We start from the raw sequence: 17,554 nt of genomic DNA on the forward strand, positions 1-17,554 counted from the left end.
ATGCGAAAAATGCAACTGCTTAAGCCCGAACTCGATAAAATTAAGGCGCGCTTTCCCGATGACCGTGAAAAGCAGCAGATGGAACAGATTCGAATCTTTAAAGAAAAGGGTGTAAACCCACTTGGTGGTTGTTTGCCAATGTTGCTGCAGATGCCGGTATGGTTTGCACTGTATCGTGCACTCTGGACTGCGGTGGATTTGTATCAGCAGCCTTTTCTTTGGATAGTAGACCTCACCGCTAAGGAGCCTTTTCCATTTTTGGCATTGGCACTCGGCGGCGTGACATTTTTACAGCAAAAATTAACACCAACTACAATGGACAATGACCAAGCTCGAATCATGATGTTTATGATGCCGATTATGCTTACGGTCATTATGGTAGGACTGCCCAGCGGGTTGGTGCTTTATATCTTCGTCAACAGTGTGTTGACCATTGGTCAACAGCTGGTTATCAACAAGCGAGTTCCAGTACCGACTTAAGGAACCTCGCATACACCTTCATCAAATATGGACATTTTATAAAATGACAGAAGGACAAGAATTCCGGGGCCGCAGCACAGCTGAAGCGGCTATTGCGGCAAGTGAAGCACTGGGTGTAACCCGGAGCGAAGTAGATTTCAGAGTTATCTCTGAAATTGGGGAAGGGCTGGATCGAGTTGTAGTGATCCAGGCAAAAGCTAAAGAAGGCGCGAAGCCACGTAGCGATGATGACGCAGGTTCGTCAGATGGAAATCGCTCCGAAGGACGCCGTGAGCGCGGAGGCCGTGAGCGCGGCGGCCGTGATCGTGGTGGCCGTGATCGTGATCGTGGCGGACGCGGTGGCAGAGACCGCGGTGACCGTGACAACAGTGGAGGCCGTGGCCGACGTGATGGTCGTCAGGAAGAAAAGGTTGAAGAGCTTATTGAGCTTAAGCCAGCGACTCCTGAAGAGCTTGAAGCTAAGCCAGTTGTTCCCGCAGCAGATGCAGGCGAGCGCGCTAAAGTAGCAAGCACCGTTGTTGCTGAAATTTTGAAACTCTCCGGTATCGAAGCAACAGCAAATGTTGTGGAAGACACTGAAGAGCAAATTCAGATTGAAGTAACCGGGGAGCAGTGTGCACGAGTTATCGGTGAACGCGGTGAGGTATTACTTGCGCTGCAGTTTATCGTAAACCGTATCGTCACACGCCAGGTTGAAGGTGATCAACTGATCATTCTTGACGCTGCTGGTTACCGCGAGCGCCGTCGCAACGCTCTGGTTGAGCTTGCTGAACGATTGGCACAGCGTGCCGAGCGTGATCAGAAGGTTGTTAAGCTTAGCCCAATGAGTCCTCATGACCGCCGGGTATTTCACCGCGCTTTGACAGAGAACGAAGGCGTTCGAACGGAGTCAAAAGGTGATGGTTTGTACCGAAACCTTTTAATCATTCCGTCGGAGTATCAATCAGCTCGAGGCTGATTTTTATTCTTGGAATAATTATTGAAGCAATTTGATTGAAGGGCTGTGTGAGCAGCCCTTTCATTTTTATTGCCAATCTCTATTCAGGACGTTGTTTATGAAACCACGCGCTAGTTGGGTACTCTTTGGAGTCAATGCTCTTTGGGTAGTGTTGGCAGATCAGGTTACCAAGTGGATGGCAATCGCGCATTTAACCAATGCGTTCAAGGCAACTGCGGCAGCTCCGGCTGCGGTGACATTTGCCGAGCAGCTCGACCGTTTCCTTTATACTCTTCACCCAAACCGTATTCGTTCGGTTGAGGTGTTAGAGAATTTTTGGCATTTTCGTTATGTTGAAAACCCTGGTGCTGCATTTGGTTTTCTAGCAGATCAGGAAGCTTGGCTTCGCTTACCGCTTTTCGTCACCATTACGATTATAGCGACTGGGTTTATTTGCTGGATGTTTCATCAAACGACGCCCGATCAGCGTTTGATGCGTTTTACCTTGGGAATTATTCTCGGGGGCGCCATTGGCAACTTTATAGACCGCATTCGTTTAGGCTACGTGATCGATTTTATTGATTGGCACTGGTACGAAAGTAATTGGCCTACCTTTAATATAGCCGATTCAGCGATCAGCGTGGGAGTCGTTTTGCTTGTGATCGAGATGATTAAAGTTGAGCGCCAGAACGCAGAGCAAGCCAAAGACTCATAACTGCCGTTTGATGCCGCAAGGGGTTAAGAGTGCATCCAGTAGTATTTCAAACAGATTTCTTTGGGCTTTTAAGCCAGCCTTTGGTGCTGCACGCTTACGGGTTGTTTATTGCTATCGGATTCATGTCGGCAATGCTCTTAGCTAAAGCCCAAGCAAACCGCGAAGGTGAAGACGGCGATATTGTCGTGGACATGGCGTTTTGGCTTTTGCTTTGGGGTTTGGTTGGAGCCCGGTCTATTTTCATTCTGACCCAGCTCGATAAATACCTCGCAGACCCCACACAGGTCTTATATTTTTGGCGCGGAGGATTGGTCTTCTATGGTGGCTTCATTGGAGCAGCCATTTGCCTCATTTATTACACCCGTCGTCATAAATTACCGTTCTTTAAATTTGCAGACATCTTTGTTCCTTTTTTAGCTATGGCGCACGCTTTTGGCCGCTTAGGTTGTTTGTGTGCTGGTTGCTGCTTTGGAAAGCCCACAGATATGCCCTGGGGCATTGTCTTTCCCAAGCACTCGATGCCTCACCAGGCTCATCAAGAAGCCGGTGATGTGCTCTTTAATCAATTGCCATTAGCTGTTCACCCAACCCAACTCTATGAGGCCGGTGCGGAGCTTTTGATGTTCTTTTTCTTGCTCTCTTTGAGGCCGAAGAAAAGATTCCATGGACAGATACTTTTGGTTTGGCTGGCGGTGTACCCGGTTATCCGCTCGGTGATTGAACTGTACCGTGGTGATAAGATCCGGGGAGTTTATTTTTTAGGGCTCTCCACCTCGCAATACATATCGATTGGAGTTGCTCTAAGCGCCGCGATTATCTATTTTTTCCTTCGCAAAAAGCGCGATGCTCAGCCAGCCTAGGCTTTATGAGCACTAAAAACTCCAAGTTCGACGGAAATATCTAGCTTAGCGTTATCATTTTGCTTCAGAGCGGATTCAAACATATTGGTAATGTTCGAAGATCCGTGAGACCAAAGATTAAACAATCCCTGCATTAGAAAAGAATGACCGAGCTGCGATAAATCAGTCTCCAGGTGAAAGCTTGCTTGGCTTGAGCTTTGCCAAATGAAGCCTGCTTCTTCCACTGAGTTTTGGCAAGCCGCGATGCTTGGAAACTCTTCGCGCGTAGCGAATACCGAAGTGTCTTGCTGAGGATCTTGGGCTTCTTGAATAAACCGGTAGAGAGCTGAGAAGCTTCCATGAAGTGGTAGAGCGCAAATGATGCTACCGCCAGGCTTTATCGTTGGGTAAAGAGTGCGCAAAGTGCGGCTTAGTCGTTCCGGGTGACGGTAGGCCCAAATGCCCCAAACCAAATCAAATACAGCTTCCCCAAAAGGGTGGTTTTGAAGAGCTTGTTTTCTTAGGAATACGTTGGCTTTGCGCTTGGAAAGTTTATCGTGAAACTTACCTAAATTTTCTCGGCTTTCGTCTATCGCGATGGCCCGCGAGCCGGCCGGTAATTTCTCGAAGAGTTCAAGGCAAACATCTCCGGCGTGTGGCAAGAAATCAAGACACTCGACTTTTTCTTCAAAGGGCTCCAGGTAAGGAGACACTTGGGTGCAGATATGTCTTTCCCAGGCCTGAGCTTGTTGCTCTTCGTTTGGTGAAAGCGCACTGGCCACCGGTAACAATCAGTTCGTTGGGTCTGGAGTTTGTCCGGGAAGAACAGATACGGTAGCGGGTGAAGGCTTTTTAGCCGGCTTATCGAGATTTTCCATCTTGCAGCTGCCCTCGAAGATAACGCCTTTTTCGATCATCAGCTGCGGGGTGTGGATGTTGCCACGTAGCCGCGCAGGTTTGTTGAGCTCTACAGATTGCTTAGCGTAAACGTCGCCTGTGACATCACCGTTGATGACAATTTGCCCAACGTTGATGGTTGCGTTGACCTTGGCGCCCTGTCCAATCACGAGAATGTCTTTGGTGTTAATCTCGCCTCGGAAAGAGCCGTCAATTCGAACGGTGCCTTCGAATACCAGTTTACCTTCGAAAGAACTCTCTGGGCCTAAAATGGTATGTACGTCGTGGACATTTCCGGGTGTCGAGTTCGATGTATCTCTTTTAAGAACAGCCATGTAGATCTCCTTGAGAAGAGGGGAATACACGCCGCCCGATGATAAGACAAGGGATCATATTCAGCGGGGCTCTTCGCGAAACTACCTTAGAGTAGATTCAGGGAGATGTTTCCCACGATCTCAAAAGAGACAGAGATATCGCTGAATTGGGATTGACTCTTGACGTTGGCTCGTGCATTTCAGGGCGACCCTGGACCGTTTTCGGCTTCGCGATTTGGGACGAATTAAAACCAAATCATAAGCGTTATTCTGCCCGAAGCGAGGATGAGAATGACTTACCGACCTGAATCAGTTAATGACACTATTGTAGCTTGTGCGACTGCCAACGGCGCGGGAGCAGTTGCAATCGTTCGACTCTCCGGTTCTGAAGCGGTCAAAATTGCAGATGCGATGGCACCCAGTAAAAAGCCTAGGAAAAGCCATAGGTTAAGTCGCGCATCCGTAAAGAATAAACAAGGTCAGATTCTAGATGATGCAATGGTTGTCCACATGCTGGCACCGCGCTCTTATACCGGCCAAGATTGCGTAGAGTTTCATCTCCATGGATCTAAAGCGGTGGTTAGCTCTGTTATCAATGAAGCTAAAAACTTGGGTGCTCGAATGGCTGGGCCAGGTGAGTTTACCCTGCGCGCTTTTTTAAATGGTCAGCTCGACCTTGCTCAAGCAGAAGCAGTCGGCGATCTGATTGCCTCACAAAGTGATGCGCAACGAGAGACGGCAACCCGTCAACTTGAGGGCGGTCTTTCCCGCCAAATCGCAACGCTTCAGTCTGACCTTGAAGGAATGCTTGCAGATATGCGAGCCGCGCTTGATTTCCCCGAATACCCCACTGGCGATGGGCTCCTGCCGGGGCACAGAGAAATTGTTGACAGAACCAATGAGCAAGTCAAAAAGCTAATTAAAAACAAGAGGTTAGATGTTTCAAAGGGCCGTAGGATTTGCCTCTGTGGAGCACCTAATGTTGGTAAATCTTCGCTTTTAAATCATTGGGTCGGCGATAGGCGAGTTCTAGTAGACGACGAGCCCGGGACGACAAGAGACCCCATTGAGGTTGAGTTCTTAGATGGGCTCATCCGCTGGTCAGTCATTGATACGGCTGGGATCCGTGAAGGCGCCAAAGGTCTAGAGCGCCGCGGTATCGATATGACCCACGAGCACGCCGCCCAGGCAGATTTGGTTCTATGGCTGGTGGCGGGTGATGATCCAGTATTTCCAGAGGAATCAATGAAAGCGATGGTCGTTGGTACCAAAGCCGATTTGATGACACTTCAAGGGCTGAAGTCAGTTGAAGAGCAAGCGAGTAAAGCTGGACTGCCTTTTGCCGGCTGGATTTCAAATACGACTGGCGAAGGTGTTGAAGAGTTAAGAAACCGGGTGACAGCTGAGTTTCATTCACCGGCCAGCTCCGAGCAACTTGTGATTGTGAAGCAACGTCATGTGTTGGCTCTGGAAGACACCTTGGCGGCTATGGCTCGACTTGAAGATGCTTTAAGTGCGGGAATGTCGCTGGATGTTTTATCTTACGAATTAGAGGACGCTGTTCGCAGCTTGGGCTCAATTCTCGGCCATGATGTCGATACAGCCCTTTTGGATCGAATTTTCTCTGAGTTTTGTATCGGAAAGTAGGTCGACGATGGGTGAACGCACGTTTGATGTAGTGATCGTGGGAGCAGGGCATGCGGGATGCGAAGCTGCACTTGCGGCGAGTAGATTGGGTGCAAATACTGCGCTGGTCACGTTAAAGCTCGATAAAATCGCGCAAATGAGCTGTAACCCAGCGATTGGTGGCGTCGGTAAAGGCCATCTAGTTCGGGAAATTGATGCGATGGGCGGCGCAATGGCAAAAGTTGCCGACGCAACTGGCATTCAATACAAGCGCTTAAACACATCGAGAGGGCCCGCTGTTCGCTCGACCCGTTGCCAGTCTGACTCTAAGGCTTACAAAGCAGTCATGTCGGATGTGATTAACAACGCACCAAACCTCACGCTTTTTGAAGATGAAGTTGTACGCCTCGACTATAGCAATGAGGGCCTTGAGGGTGTTGGACTTAAAAGCGGAGACATCTTAAAAACCCGCGCGGCTGTTATTACAACTGGAACCTTCCTTAATGGTCTTTGCCATGTTGGCTCTGAGCAATTTGCTGGTGGGCGCGTCGGCGACGCTCCGGCTAACTTCTTGTCTGACTCTTTACGTGCCTTGGGCCTTACCTTGGGCCGCTTCAAGACGGGGACAACGCCTCGATTGGCGAAAGACACCATTGATTGGGATAGCCTAGAAGCGCAATCTGGTGATGAGCCAAGACCACGATTTAGTTTTGAGGATATTGAGAACCCGTTGAAGCAGATCCAGTGCCATTTAACCTATACCCACGAGACAACTCATGAGCTTATTCGAGCGAACCTAAATCGCTCACCACTCTATCAGGGAATTATAAAAGGTCTGGGGCCACGTTATTGCCCATCTCTTGAAGATAAGATTGTCCGCTTTGCGGATAAAGATAAGCACCTTATCTTCCTCGAGCCTGAAGGCTTAGAATCGAATCGTGTATACCCCAACGGATTATCCACGAGTTTACCGAAAGATGTTCAAGAAGGCTTCATCCGTACGATCCCTGGTTTAGAGAAGGCCAAGATCCTTCAGTATGGCTACGCGGTTGAATATGATTATTCACCGCCAATCCAGCTTTACGCCAGTTTGATGACAAAGGCACTTTCTGGTCTTTTCCTCGCAGGGCAAATCAACGGTACAAGCGGGTATGAGGAAGCGGCGGCTCAAGGCTTAATGGCCGGGCTCAATGCAGTGCGGTTTGTAGAAGGTAAAGATGCGGCAATTCTTGGCCGTGACGAAGCTTATATTGGTGTGATGATCGATGATTTAGTGACGAAAGGCGTTGATGAGCCTTATCGAGTCTTTACTTCAAGAGCCGAGCACCGACTGACTCTTCGCGAGTCCAATGCGGAAGAAAGACTCTTTCACAAAGCCAAAGGCTGGGGGCTTCTCACGGATGAGCGTCAAGCATCCGCTAAGTTACGGATGGATGAACGCCTGGCATTGAGTGCTTTTCTCTCGGCCACTGCGATTGGTGATGATCTTGTTGCAGAGCTTGGCTTAGAGCGGTCGACTCACGTTAGCCAAAAGCGGGCCACGTTATTGCGGCGTCCAGAGATAGCAATCTCCAAACTGGTTGAGCCGGGTGACTTCAATCGCGCTGCGCTCTTGCAGGTTGAGGAAGAAATCAAATACGCCGGGTATATCTCTCGAGAAGAAGCTGAAATCGCTCGAATGCAGGAACTTGAGTCGATGCACCTACCCCAGAATGTGGATTATATGATCGCAGGCGGCTTATCTCGAGAAGTCCAAGAAAAGCTAAATTCTGTAAAGCCAGCAACTTTGGGTCAGGCAAGCCGGATCCCTGGAATCACACCAGCGGCGATTGCTCTTGTTCGGTTGCATGTTCACAAGTGGGCCGCACAGTCTTAGAGAGCCAAGGCTAGGAATGTTTCACGTGAAACATTTTTCAAACCAGGGCATTGATTGTTTCACGTGAAACAATTTTGGAAACTATGAAAAACGAACTTCAAAAACTACTCCCCGAGTCACTTTCACTTAGCCCAGCAATGCTTGAGCAAATGCAACAACATTGGGAACTGCTCTTGGAATGGAACAGCCGCGTCAATTTGACCGCGATCACCAACCCGCGCGAAGCAGCAGCTTTACATTATCGAGACAGCCTTGCAGCCATAGAACATGGGCTGACTGGCCCAATCGTGGATATGGGATCGGGTGGAGGCTTTCCTGGAATCCCTCTAGCGATAGCAATGCCGGATAGCTTGGTCACATTGGTCGAGCCACGAAGAAAGCGCGTCTCGTTTTTACGAACAGCTCTAAGCCGTTTGGGCCTTAAGAACGTAAAGGTTTCGATGTCGAGAGCTGAAGATGGCCCCAATCAGCCGTATATGTCTCTGGTGACCCGGGCAACATTTTCGTCGCCGGAAGAATTGGCGGCACTCCAGCCATGGGTTGAAGAGACAGGAATGCTCTATTTTTATCGTAGCTCCAGTTATGAGCCTGTACCGAAAAGTCGACGTGTCCTCTATGACGTCGCCGGTGACTCACGCGCCTTAGATCTTTTGAAAGCGTCTGAATTAGTTTGATTTCCCGCCTTTTTCTTTGCCAGCGCATTCGCTTTGACATAAATACTTCGCACTTGCCTCTCTGCGCTTAAACAGAGGTAAGTAGTCTTCGGAGGACATTATGGGTAGGATTGTCGCTATCGCCAATCAAAAGGGCGGCGTCGGAAAGACGACCACTGCAGTAAACCTTGGTGCCTCAGTGGCAGCTGCTGAGTGCAAAGTCCTCTTGGTAGACATGGATCCCCAAGCAAACGCATCCAGTGGGCTTGGGGTTGGACCCCATGAAATCGATGAGAGTACTTACGCAGCCCTCGATGGCACCCGTTCAATCAATGAGCTCATAAAGAAGACTCAGTTAAAGACCCTTGATTTGATTCCAGCCGGCCCCGATCTTTACGGAATCGATATGGATTTAGGCACGCGGGAAGACCGGCTTCATTGTTTACAAAAAGCACTCGACGAAGTTCGCGACTATTATGACGTGATCTTCATTGATTGCCCGCCATCGTTGAGTCTTTTGACGCTGAATGGTCTTTGTGCAGCAGATTCAATCATTATCCCCATGCAATGCGAATACTACGCTCTCGAGGGACTGAGTCAGTTAATGCGCACCGTAGAAATGGTAAAAGCAGGTCCGAACCCAAATTTGAACATCGAAGGCATCTTACTGACTATGTTTGACGGCCGTAATAACCTAGCTCGTCAGGTTTCCACAGATGTTCGGACTAACTTTGGTGATCGAGTATTTAAAGCGGTTGTTCCTCGAAACGTAAGACTCTCTGAAGCGCCAAGTTTCGGTAAGCCGATCATTCTTTATGATATCAATTCAAGTGGCTGTAAAAGCTACATTCAATTAGCACGCGAATTTATGGACAAGCACAGCATTGGCCATATCTCGACTCGACCGGATCATCTTCAAGCAGAGGCAACATCATGAATACACCAGCAGGTGGCAACAAAAGTTCGAGAAATGCATTGGGCCGCGGCCTTTCCGCACTGATTCCCACAGCGCCAGCAGCTGGCACCAGTGTGGCCAGTTCAAAACCCGTTGAGCCATCCCAGCGGACTTTGCCGATTGAGCGCATTGTTCCCAATAAAGGTCAGCCGAGAAAAACCTTTGATAAGGCTCCGTTAGAGGAGTTGGCAGAATCTATTCGTCAACAAGGTGTCTTGCAGCCTATTATTGTTCGAAGCCAGGGCACTGAGTATGAAATCGTTGCGGGCGAACGTCGCTGGAGAGCATCGCAAATTGCGGGCCTTAAGCAAGTCCCAGTAGTCATTAAGGATCTTAGTGAAGAAGACGTAATGAAAGTTGCGTTGATTGAAAATATTCAGCGTGAAGACCTCGACCCTATTGAAGAAGCTCAGGCTTATTCTGGCTTGATGAAAGGCTACGGCCTTACTCAGGAATCAGTGGCTGCCGCCGTTGGCAAGAACCGGGCGACAGTGGCCAATTGCCTTCGCCTTTTAAAGCTGCCGGAACCAGTACTCGAGCTATTGGCAGAAGGTGCAATCACTGCAGGTCATGCGCGGGCGATCATGACACTTGGCGATGAACGGCACATGCACAAGCTTGCCAAAGACGTGGTTGAGCGAAAGCTATCTGTCCGAGATGCTGAATCACTTGCGAGAAAGCGTAAGCAAGCAAGTAAGCCAGCTAAACAAAACGAGCAGTCTCATGCGGAGCGCGCGGTGGAAGAGCGTTTGATGCGCAAGTTAAGCACCAAGGTTCGCCTGGTTCAGCGTAAGGGCAAAGGGCGAATTGAAATCTTCTTTCATTCGCTTGATCAGCTCGATGATATTTTGGGCCAGATAGATTAAACCCAATTCCTTTCTTTATCCCATTGTAATCAGAGAAAAATTTACTTACACGCGGCGCTCTATACTTGCCTTCTGGGGACCAGCTGGCAAAATGATAGGCCTCGTGGAAGCTTTTTATCTCTTTTTTCAGACGTTTACGGAGAACGACCATGCAATACGATATGCCCATTGATGGTGATGTAATCAACACGCTACTCGAAGGTGTTGATAAGCCAGCACGCTATATCGGTGGCGAAGTAAACTCAGTTGTAAAAGAGGGCGACCATATTCGTCGGCGGATTGCCCTTTGCTTTCCGGATGTCTACGAGGTCGCTGAGAGTCATATCGGGCTCAAGATTCTATACGATATCATCAATCAAAAAGAAGATATGGCGGCAGAGCGTGTTTATGCAATGTGGCCAGATCTAGAGAAAAAGGCTCGAGAAAACAATGTTCCGATTTGGTCTCTCGAATCCCGCTTGCCTTTGAAGCTTTTTGACATGGTTGGCTTTACGCTTCAGTACGAGCTCTCCTACCCAACTTTGATAGGCATGCTTGAGCACGGCGGAGTCCCAGTACGCGCTGAGGACCGCACTGAAGAAGACCCTTACGTCATTGGCGGTGGAGCAGGCTCTTACAACCCAGAACCGATCGCACCTTTCTTTGACGCTTTTTTATTGGGCGACGGAGAGGAAGCAATTATCGACATTGTTGACGCTATCGATGCGGCAAAGAGCCGCAACGCAACGCGTCAAGAAGTGCTGGAAGATATTGCTCGGATACCGGGTATGTATGTCCCGTCTCATTTTGAGATTGAGTACGACGGGGTTAACATTACCAAAATAGAAGCCCTTGAAGGCTCAATCTACGAGGGAACGCGAGCAAAGCATGGCACGCCGCGCATTACTCGCCGAACTGTCATTGATTTAGACGGTGCCCATTACCCCACACGACCGATTATCCCGAATATTAAACCGGTTCACGAAAGAGCCTCAATCGAGATTCAACGCGGCTGTTCTCAGGCCTGCCGATTTTGCCAAGCTGGTATGATTACGAGGCCAACTCGGCAACGTAAGCCGGAGACGGTTTTAAAGCTAGCGGAAGCTCAGATTAAGAATTCAGGTGCAGATGAGCTCGGCCTTTTATCGCTCTCTGCGGGTGACTACGAACCGATTAACTATGTTTTAGAGCAATTCTTTGACCGTTTCAGTGATCAAAATGTCTCTGTCTCTTTGCCGTCTATGCGTACAGAAACGATGACGCCTAAGCTTGCTGAGCAAGTTGCGACAGTTCGCAAAAGCGGATTCACGTTTGCACCTGAAGCCGGTAGCGAACGCATGCGCCGTGTGATCAACAAAACAAACAGTGAAGAAGATTTGATGAACGCGGTACGCGCGACTGTGAAAGCAGGTTGGCGACACCTTAAGTTCTACTTCATGATTGGTTTGCCGACAGAAACATTTGTCGATGTAGAAGCCATCGCTCATCTTGGTGAACGCGCCCGTGCAGAGGGTCGTAAAATTCGCCGAGATATCAATGTGACGGTCAGCGTATCTACGTTTGTACCGAAGCCTCACACTTCTTTTCAGTGGGAAGCACAAATAGGCGTAGAAGAAACCCTCGAGAAGCAACGTTATCTCCGGCGCCGATTAAAGCGGCAAAATATTGGGTTTCGTTGGCACTCAGCTGAACAATCGTTTTTAGAAGGTGTGCTTTCACGTGGTGATCGTCGATTAGCCGATGCTCTGGAAATAGCGGCGCGCGAAGGCTGCCGCTTGGATGCTTGGAGCGAACAACACAATAGCGACCAGTGGCTTGAAGTGCTTGAGCGCACCTTAACGCCCCATGGCTTAGAAGCGAGCGAGTATCTAGAAGAGCGCCCCATGAAGGGTGTTTTACCTTGGGACCATTTAGATGCAGGGATTCTGAAAAAGTTTCTAATGCGTGACCGTAAAGCGAGTCTCAAAGAGTCTACCATCGAAGATTGCGCGCTTCATGATTATTGTTATGCGTGCGGTGGCTGCGACAAGGGAGATCCCTACAAGAAGCAAAAAGGCGATGACGGTAAGCGTATTGTTGCTTTGGCGCCTGTAGTTGAAAAAGAAGGTACCTTCGTAAAAAGAAGCTCGCTCCGTGTGGTTGGCCAGGATACGCCCGAACCGACTGAACCGACGGCACCAGCTGAGCCGGTTAACGAGACCACACGTCTGCGACTTCGGTTCGCCAAGCTTGGGCGCGCTGTCCACCAGTCTCATCTTGATATGCGCGAGTTTATTTTGCGGGCCATGCGACTGGCGGGGCTTGAGCTGCGTTATTCGCAGGGCAATACACCCAGGCCCAAGGTATCGTTTTCACCTGCTTGTGCAACAGGTGTTCAGAGCGAAGCTGAATATATGGATGTCGATTGCATTGGTGACGCCGATGCGCGCGCGGTTGCAGAGAAGCTTAGGCCTTATCTCCCCGATGGAATCTTTATTATCAACGGTGAGGAAATAGGGCTGAAAAGCCCAAGCATTAACAGTGCTCTTTGCTCCACATCCTACACGGCAAATTTCAGCGATTCACTCCCGCACGAAGAGCTTCGAGCTAAAGCCGACGCATTTATGAAGGCCGACGAAGTACTTGTAAAAGTAGTTCGAAAAGCTAAAGGGCGTTTTCTTGATGCTCGGGCAAATGTTTTAGATCTTGCGGTCGTCGGGCAAAGCCTTCACATCAAGCTTGGTTTTACAAACAACGGCGCGACCATGAAGATTTACGAAGCAATCGGATCGGTCGTTGGGGCTGAGTGGGTGAAAGCGGCTCGGATTATGAAGGTCTCGGCTGAGATAGGCGACGAGAGCCTAGGTGCACCGCCTCTGGCGCCTCTCGTCGTAGAGGACTGTGTTGATGTGGTTGACCTGACGACGCTTTCTGTACGTGCCCGACAAGGCAATGCGGCGGGACGCAGCGGTAAGGGTGCAGCTATTTTGGTTCCTTACGCGGAGTAATTCTCTCGATGCAGCGCCGATTTAAGGTTGCTGTTTTGGCAGCTTGTCCATTTCCGTCTCATCAGGGGACCCAGGTGTTTGTCCGCCATCTGGCGGAGGCTCAATCAGATGCCGGTCATCACGTTGAACTGCTCTCCTACGACTATGGAGACGGTACGAAGCCATCAGCCTTTATCCACCACCGGGCACCCTCACTAAATGCTGGTTTACGAAGTGGGCCGAGCTTGAAGCGCTTGGTAAACGATACAACCTTGGCCATTAAAACCAGGCGGGTCGTCTCACGCGGGAATTTTGATGTTCTCCATGCCCATAACGTTGAAGGGCTCTTAATTGGAGTAGCGCTCAAGGCGTCAGGCTTGAAGATTGCGCTGATTTACCACGCCCACAATACGATGAAGGATGAGTTACCAACTTACTTCAGCCGCGTTGTTACGAGGTTTTGCGCCTCAATTGCAGGAAAAGCCTTCGATTTAACAGCTCCCCGTATGGCCGATGCGGTCATTGTCTTCGACCGTTATCAGCGAGAGTTACAAATACGGTCCGGGGTAAAGCCCGAGAAAGTGTTTGTCGTTGCTCCTTCTCTAAAAAGTGAAGAACTGCGTGAGACCAAGGCTCGAAATGTTTGCCTTCCTGAGGGACGCTTTCTCGTTTACTCCGGTAACCCCGATGGCTACCAAAACTTGGAGCTGCTTTGGAGTGCTTTTGAAGGACTTCGGGCTTTACGGCTAGATGTTAAGCTTCTGATTCTAAGCCGCGCGCACTTGGGTGATTTTGGGCCTAACGCAGAGAGCTTGGTCGCTGAAGGGGCAGCTTGTTTTCGCCAATATCAATCTAGAGAAGAAATGGTTGGCTATTTGAAGCGCGCGGAAATTGGGCTCTCAACCCGAACCCTTTCAACAGGGTTTCCCGTGAAACTAATTAACTATGTTCAGCTGGGCCTTAAGGCAGTGGTCGTTGCCGATAGTGTGTCGGCTCCAGCACCAACCGGTGTATGGCTTGCGGGAGCCGACGTGGAGAGCTTTATAAGTGCTTTGGTAGCAGCTCTCGACTCGCCCGGACCTTCAGCCTCATTGGAAAACCAAGGCTTAATGCAGATGAGCACCAAGCCTTATGATGAGGTTTATGGCGCCGTTATTAAGCAGCTTACTTCAGAGACTTTTCCAGAGCAGCTTTCATAGCGTCTAGGGGAGCTTCGCGGCCTGTCCAGATTTTCAAGGACGCTGCGCCTTGAAACAAAAGCATTTCCCAGCCTTCGATAATTTGGCATTCGGCTTTTCGCGCAGCTGCAAGAAACGGTGTTTCGATGGGCTTGTAAACCATATCGAACGCAATCGTGCCTTCTTTAACGCTCGACCAATCAAGCTCATGGGCATCACCATTTTTGCCTACTGGTGTGGCTTGAATAATCACGCTGGCTTGGGCGATGGCAGCTGAGAGCGCAGTTTCGTTGGATAGCGCTATGGCTTCCCCGGCCTTTTCAACTTTCATCTGCGTTAGAAATTCACGGGCCTTATCGGGGTTTCGGGCGGCTACATGAACATGCAGACCAAGTTCATCCAGGGCGATGGCGGCAGCGCGTGCGGCGCCTCCCGCGCCTAAGATCAAAGCGTGGCCCCCGGCTTGAACTTCGCGTTGTTCAAGGGGTTTCATGATGCCGTCTACGTCTGTGAGTGCGCCATGAATGTCTGAACCGTAGCGCCAAAGCGTGTTTACAGCTCCAGCACGCTTGGCGTGACCCTCAAGCGTAACAAGGCCGCCCATGACTGTTTTCATGGGTGTGGTTACGTTGAGTCCAAGCCACTTGCTGTATTGGATCTCATTGCAAACGGCTTTTGCATCGTCTGGCCCGGCGGGGCGAAGCTGGTATTCCGCGTTCATATTCATGGCATCGAAAGCAGCGTTATGCATTGCGGGTGATGGCGACTCGTCAATTGGGTTTCCAATGAGTCCGTATTTCATCTTGGGTGGCATGTTTTTCCCCAATTCTCGTAGATTACGTGTCTAGTTTTTTAGTGCTGCAAATGCAGCCTTTGCTTCTTCAATATCTTTGCCGATTTGTAGCTTGAGTGACTCGGGACCGTCGAACCTGCGTTCTGGCCTGAGGTAAGCAATCAGCTCTAGAAATATAGTTTCGTTGTAGAGCTCATCTCCGGAATATTCCAAAAGATGTGCTTCAACTTTTATCTCGGTTTCGCCTCCGAAAGTAGGCGTATACCCAACATTTAAGACAGCTTCAAAATTTCCCGAATTTGTTCGCACTTTTACTGCATAAACACCCGTCGCAGGGAGAAGTTCGTTTTCGCATCGAACATTGGCAGTGCCAAAGCCAAGCCCTGTTCCGCGCCCAGCTCCGGGTACAACCGGGCCAAAAAGTTCCGGGGGGCGTCCAAGCAAAAGAGTTGCCCCTTCGATTTTGCCCGCAACGATGAACTCACGAATTTTGCTGGATGACGTGACCATACCGGTTTGACGAATATGGCTGACGGGGTGAGCCGAGAAACCTAGGGTTTGACCCATTTTAGAGAGAAGTTCAACATCCCCAGATTGTTTGGAGCCGAAGACAAAACCTTCTCCGACGGTGATGTGCCGTACTTGAAGCTGGTCAACCAGTACATTTTGCACGAAGTCCTGAGGGCTCATTTGTGCAAATTCCATATTAAATGGCTGGATAAAAACCTCGTCGAGGCCCAAAGCTTCGAACCTCTCGAGTCTCCTTGAGAGGGGTTCGAGCATTTTTGGAGCATATTTTGGCGCGAGCACCTTCGCTGGGTGAGGCTCAAAAGTTAGAATCGCAGAGCGAAGGCTGTCCTGTTGTGCCCAGCGAATAGCACCGTTAACCAGCGCTTGGTGCCCAAGGTGAACGCCGTCGAAAATACCGATGGCTGCACTTCTGCCGGGGCCAGGTTCTTGAGGTACGGACTCTGTATTTCGATAAATCTTCATAGCGTTCTGGCGAGCTAGGCTTTTTACATGTGGATGGGGCGTCCCATTGCAGCGTGAGCAGCTTCAAGAACAGCCTCAGGCAGCGTTGGGTGAGCATGGATCGTATGAGCCATCTCTTCCACCGTGGTTTCAAGCTTCATACCCATGGACGCTTCTGCAATCAGATCGGTTGCACGTGGACCAATGATATGAACGCCCAAGACTTCATCGTACTTTGCATCCGCTACCACTTTCACGAATCCGTCAATTTGGTTCATGATGCGTGCTTTGCCCAGGGCCGAAAAAGGAAACTTTCCGGTTTTGATGGTGTAACCAGCTTTGATCGCAGCTTCTTCGGTGAGGCCTACGCTTGCTACTTCCGGGCTTGAGTAAGTGCAATTTGGGTTTAGGTTGTAATCGAGCGGTTTAGGCTCTTTACCGGCGATGTGATCTACAGCAAGCAGTGCTTCAGCACTGGCGGTGTGAGCCAAAAGCGGTGTGCGAACAATATCACCGATGGCATAGACGCCAGGCAGTGATGTGCGCATGAATGGGTCGATATCAATGTAACCGGCATCATCTGCTTTAACGCCTGCAGCCTTTAGACCAAGCTTTGCAGTGACGGGCACGCGGCCTACAGCTACAAGGATCATCTCAGCCTTAAGCTCGACCTTTTTCGAGCCAGTATCGAGCTGACAGACGACTTCGCCGCCTTTGACTTCGGCGCTTTCGAGTTTCGTGCTGGTCATGACGTCGATGCCGCGCTTTTTATAGCACTTGGCCATTTCTTCACTTACTTCACGATCTTCGAGCGGAAGTACGCGGTCGAGCATTTCGAGAACGGTACACTTGGTTCCAAAGCGTGAGTAAATCGACGCGAACTCCATGCCCACTGCTCCGGCACCCAGAACGATCAAGGATTTGGGCGGGTCTTTGAGCTCAAGCGCTTCGTCAGAGCTAACAACGTGCTTGCCGTCGACTTTGAGAAAAGGGAGGTGGCGAGGAACGCTACCGGTAGCCAAAATAACATTTTTGGCCGTCAGCGTTTTACTGCCCTCATCTGATTCAACAACAACTTGTGTAGCTGATTTCAGACTACCGAATCCTTTATGGACATCGATTTTGTTCTTTTTCATCAAGTACGCAACGCCTGCAGCACTTTTCGTAACAACCTTTTTACGGGCTTTTTGTGCAGCGGGGTAATGAAACTCGATCTCTCCACTGATGAGCCCGTCTTTTTTTGCATGCTCTAATTCGCTGACGACGTCAGCAGAGTGCAAAAGACTCTTCGTGGGAATACAGCCTCGTAGAAGACATGTGCCTCCCAGTTTACTGTCTTTTTCAACAATAGCCGTTTTTAACCCAAGGTGTGCACCGCGAATAGCAGCAACATAGCCACCAGGGCCGGCTCCGATTACAATTAAATCATAGGTACTCATAGCGCCAAGCTCTTACCGCGAGCGCACTCACTACGCAACGTCTGAATATCAATTTACACCCCTCTATCG

At 49.8% G+C, this 17,554-nt stretch carries 16 protein-coding genes; 11 read left to right on the forward strand and 5 right to left on the reverse strand.

Going from position 1 to position 17,554, the window contains the following annotated elements; all coding sequences use genetic code 11:
• From yidC to lgt, 4 genes are all read left to right on the forward strand, one after another.
• On the forward strand, nt 1-480 hold a 480-nt coding region (gene yidC / locus HOK28_22315; GenBank protein ID MBT6435842.1), incomplete at its 5' end, for a membrane protein insertase YidC.
• 43 nt (nt 481-523) lie between these two features.
• Nucleotides 524-1,438: a KH domain-containing protein gene (locus HOK28_22320; GenBank protein ID MBT6435843.1), complete on the forward strand. Its 915-nt coding sequence runs from the start codon at nt 524-526 to the stop codon at nt 1,436-1,438.
• A 97-nt stretch (nt 1,439-1,535) separates the two neighbouring features.
• The gene (lspA, locus tag HOK28_22325) at nt 1,536-2,132 is read left to right on the forward strand and encodes a signal peptidase II (protein MBT6435844.1); all 597 of its coding nucleotides are present in this window, start codon (nt 1,536-1,538) and stop codon (nt 2,130-2,132) included.
• Between the two features lie 29 nt (nt 2,133-2,161).
• Nucleotides 2,162-2,992 (forward strand): prolipoprotein diacylglyceryl transferase, encoded by an 831-nt coding sequence (lgt, locus tag HOK28_22330; protein MBT6435845.1) that lies wholly within the window; start codon nt 2,162-2,164, stop codon nt 2,990-2,992.
• Here the strand turns inward: lgt and HOK28_22335 are convergent.
• Nucleotides 2,989-3,753, reverse strand: coding sequence for a class I SAM-dependent methyltransferase (locus tag HOK28_22335; protein MBT6435846.1), 765 nt, complete (start codon nt 3,751-3,753; stop codon nt 2,989-2,991). The two genes, lgt and HOK28_22335, sit on opposite strands and share 4 nt — an antisense overlap.
• 9 nt (nt 3,754-3,762) lie before the next feature.
• Nucleotides 3,763-4,203, reverse strand: a complete 441-nt coding sequence (locus HOK28_22340) for a polymer-forming cytoskeletal protein (GenBank protein MBT6435847.1) — start codon at nt 4,201-4,203, stop codon at nt 3,763-3,765.
• Nucleotides 4,204-4,473: 270 nt separating this feature from the next.
• Here HOK28_22340 and mnmE point away from each other — a divergent pair, with 270 nt between their 5' ends.
• From mnmE to HOK28_22375, 7 genes are all read left to right on the forward strand, one after another.
• Nucleotides 4,474-5,829, forward strand: a complete 1,356-nt coding sequence (gene mnmE, locus HOK28_22345) for a tRNA uridine-5-carboxymethylaminomethyl(34) synthesis GTPase MnmE (protein ID MBT6435848.1) — start codon at nt 4,474-4,476, stop codon at nt 5,827-5,829.
• A 7-nt stretch (nt 5,830-5,836) separates the two neighbouring features.
• Nucleotides 5,837-7,684 carry a tRNA uridine-5-carboxymethylaminomethyl(34) synthesis enzyme MnmG gene (gene mnmG / locus HOK28_22350; protein MBT6435849.1) on the forward strand — a complete coding sequence of 616 codons (1,848 nt, stop codon included), beginning with the start codon at nt 5,837-5,839 and terminating at the stop codon, nt 7,682-7,684.
• Between the two features lie 83 nt (nt 7,685-7,767).
• Nucleotides 7,768-8,358 carry a 16S rRNA (guanine(527)-N(7))-methyltransferase RsmG gene (gene rsmG, locus HOK28_22355; GenBank protein ID MBT6435850.1) on the forward strand — a complete coding sequence of 197 codons (591 nt, stop codon included), beginning with the start codon at nt 7,768-7,770 and terminating at the stop codon, nt 8,356-8,358.
• Nucleotides 8,359-8,458: 100 nt separating this feature from the next.
• Complete coding sequence (locus HOK28_22360) at nt 8,459-9,274, forward strand: ParA family protein (GenBank protein MBT6435851.1); 816 nt, start codon at nt 8,459-8,461, stop codon at nt 9,272-9,274.
• Entirely contained in the window at nt 9,271-10,158 is an 888-nt protein-coding gene (locus HOK28_22365) for a ParB/RepB/Spo0J family partition protein (GenBank protein MBT6435852.1), read from the forward strand. Before HOK28_22360 ends, HOK28_22365 begins: the two co-directional genes overlap by 4 nt.
• A gap of 149 nt (nt 10,159-10,307) precedes the next feature.
• Nucleotides 10,308-13,124, forward strand: a complete 2,817-nt coding sequence (locus HOK28_22370; GenBank protein ID MBT6435853.1) for a TIGR03960 family B12-binding radical SAM protein — start codon at nt 10,308-10,310, stop codon at nt 13,122-13,124.
• Between the two features lie 8 nt (nt 13,125-13,132).
• A complete protein-coding gene (locus HOK28_22375; protein ID MBT6435854.1) occupies nt 13,133-14,302 on the forward strand; it encodes a glycosyltransferase family 4 protein in 1,170 nt (389 codons plus the stop codon).
• Here HOK28_22375 and aroE read toward each other — a convergent pair.
• The 3 genes from aroE to lpdA are packed head-to-tail and all read right to left on the reverse strand — an operon-like array spanning nt 14,268 to nt 17,485.
• Nucleotides 14,268-15,095: a shikimate dehydrogenase gene (aroE, locus tag HOK28_22380; GenBank protein ID MBT6435855.1), complete on the reverse strand. Its 828-nt coding sequence runs from the start codon at nt 15,093-15,095 to the stop codon at nt 14,268-14,270. The two genes, HOK28_22375 and aroE, sit on opposite strands and share 35 nt — an antisense overlap.
• 30 nt (nt 15,096-15,125) lie before the next feature.
• Nucleotides 15,126-16,067: a bifunctional riboflavin kinase/FAD synthetase gene (locus HOK28_22385; GenBank protein MBT6435856.1), complete on the reverse strand. Its 942-nt coding sequence runs from the start codon at nt 16,065-16,067 to the stop codon at nt 15,126-15,128.
• A 23-nt stretch (nt 16,068-16,090) separates the two neighbouring features.
• Nucleotides 16,091-17,485 (reverse strand): dihydrolipoyl dehydrogenase, encoded by a 1,395-nt coding sequence (gene lpdA / locus HOK28_22390; protein MBT6435857.1) that lies wholly within the window; start codon nt 17,483-17,485, stop codon nt 16,091-16,093.
• Between the last annotated feature and the right edge of the window lie 69 nt (nt 17,486-17,554).

The sequence above is a fragment of the Deltaproteobacteria bacterium genome (assembly GCA_018668695.1).
GTDB lineage: Bacteria > Myxococcota > XYA12-FULL-58-9 > XYA12-FULL-58-9 > JABJBS01 > JABJBS01.

What these genes read in the sequence shown, in the direction of transcription:
- HOK28_22360 (MBT6435851.1), top strand. Translation starts at nt 8,459, where the DNA reads ATGGGTAGGATTGTCGCTATCGCCAATCAAAAGGGCGGCGTCGGAAAG.
- HOK28_22375 (MBT6435854.1), top strand. Translation starts at nt 13,133, where the DNA reads ATGCAGCGCCGATTTAAGGTTGCTGTTTTGGCAGCTTGTCCATTTCCG.
- mnmG (MBT6435849.1), top strand. Translation starts at nt 5,837, where the DNA reads ATGGGTGAACGCACGTTTGATGTAGTGATCGTGGGAGCAGGGCATGCG.
- HOK28_22320 (MBT6435843.1), top strand. Translation starts at nt 524, where the DNA reads ATGACAGAAGGACAAGAATTCCGGGGCCGCAGCACAGCTGAAGCGGCT.
- HOK28_22370 (MBT6435853.1), top strand. Translation starts at nt 10,308, where the DNA reads ATGCAATACGATATGCCCATTGATGGTGATGTAATCAACACGCTACTC.
- mnmE (MBT6435848.1), top strand. Translation starts at nt 4,474, where the DNA reads ATGACTTACCGACCTGAATCAGTTAATGACACTATTGTAGCTTGTGCG.
- HOK28_22385 (MBT6435856.1), bottom strand. Translation starts at nt 16,067, where the DNA reads ATGAAGATTTATCGAAATACAGAGTCCGTACCTCAAGAACCTGGCCCC.
- aroE (MBT6435855.1), bottom strand. Translation starts at nt 15,095, where the DNA reads ATGCCACCCAAGATGAAATACGGACTCATTGGAAACCCAATTGACGAG.
- rsmG (MBT6435850.1), top strand. Translation starts at nt 7,768, where the DNA reads ATGAAAAACGAACTTCAAAAACTACTCCCCGAGTCACTTTCACTTAGC.
- HOK28_22340 (MBT6435847.1), bottom strand. Translation starts at nt 4,203, where the DNA reads ATGGCTGTTCTTAAAAGAGATACATCGAACTCGACACCCGGAAATGTC.
- lpdA (MBT6435857.1), bottom strand. Translation starts at nt 17,485, where the DNA reads ATGAGTACCTATGATTTAATTGTAATCGGAGCCGGCCCTGGTGGCTAT.
- HOK28_22365 (MBT6435852.1), top strand. Translation starts at nt 9,271, where the DNA reads ATGAATACACCAGCAGGTGGCAACAAAAGTTCGAGAAATGCATTGGGC.
- lspA (MBT6435844.1), top strand. Translation starts at nt 1,536, where the DNA reads ATGAAACCACGCGCTAGTTGGGTACTCTTTGGAGTCAATGCTCTTTGG.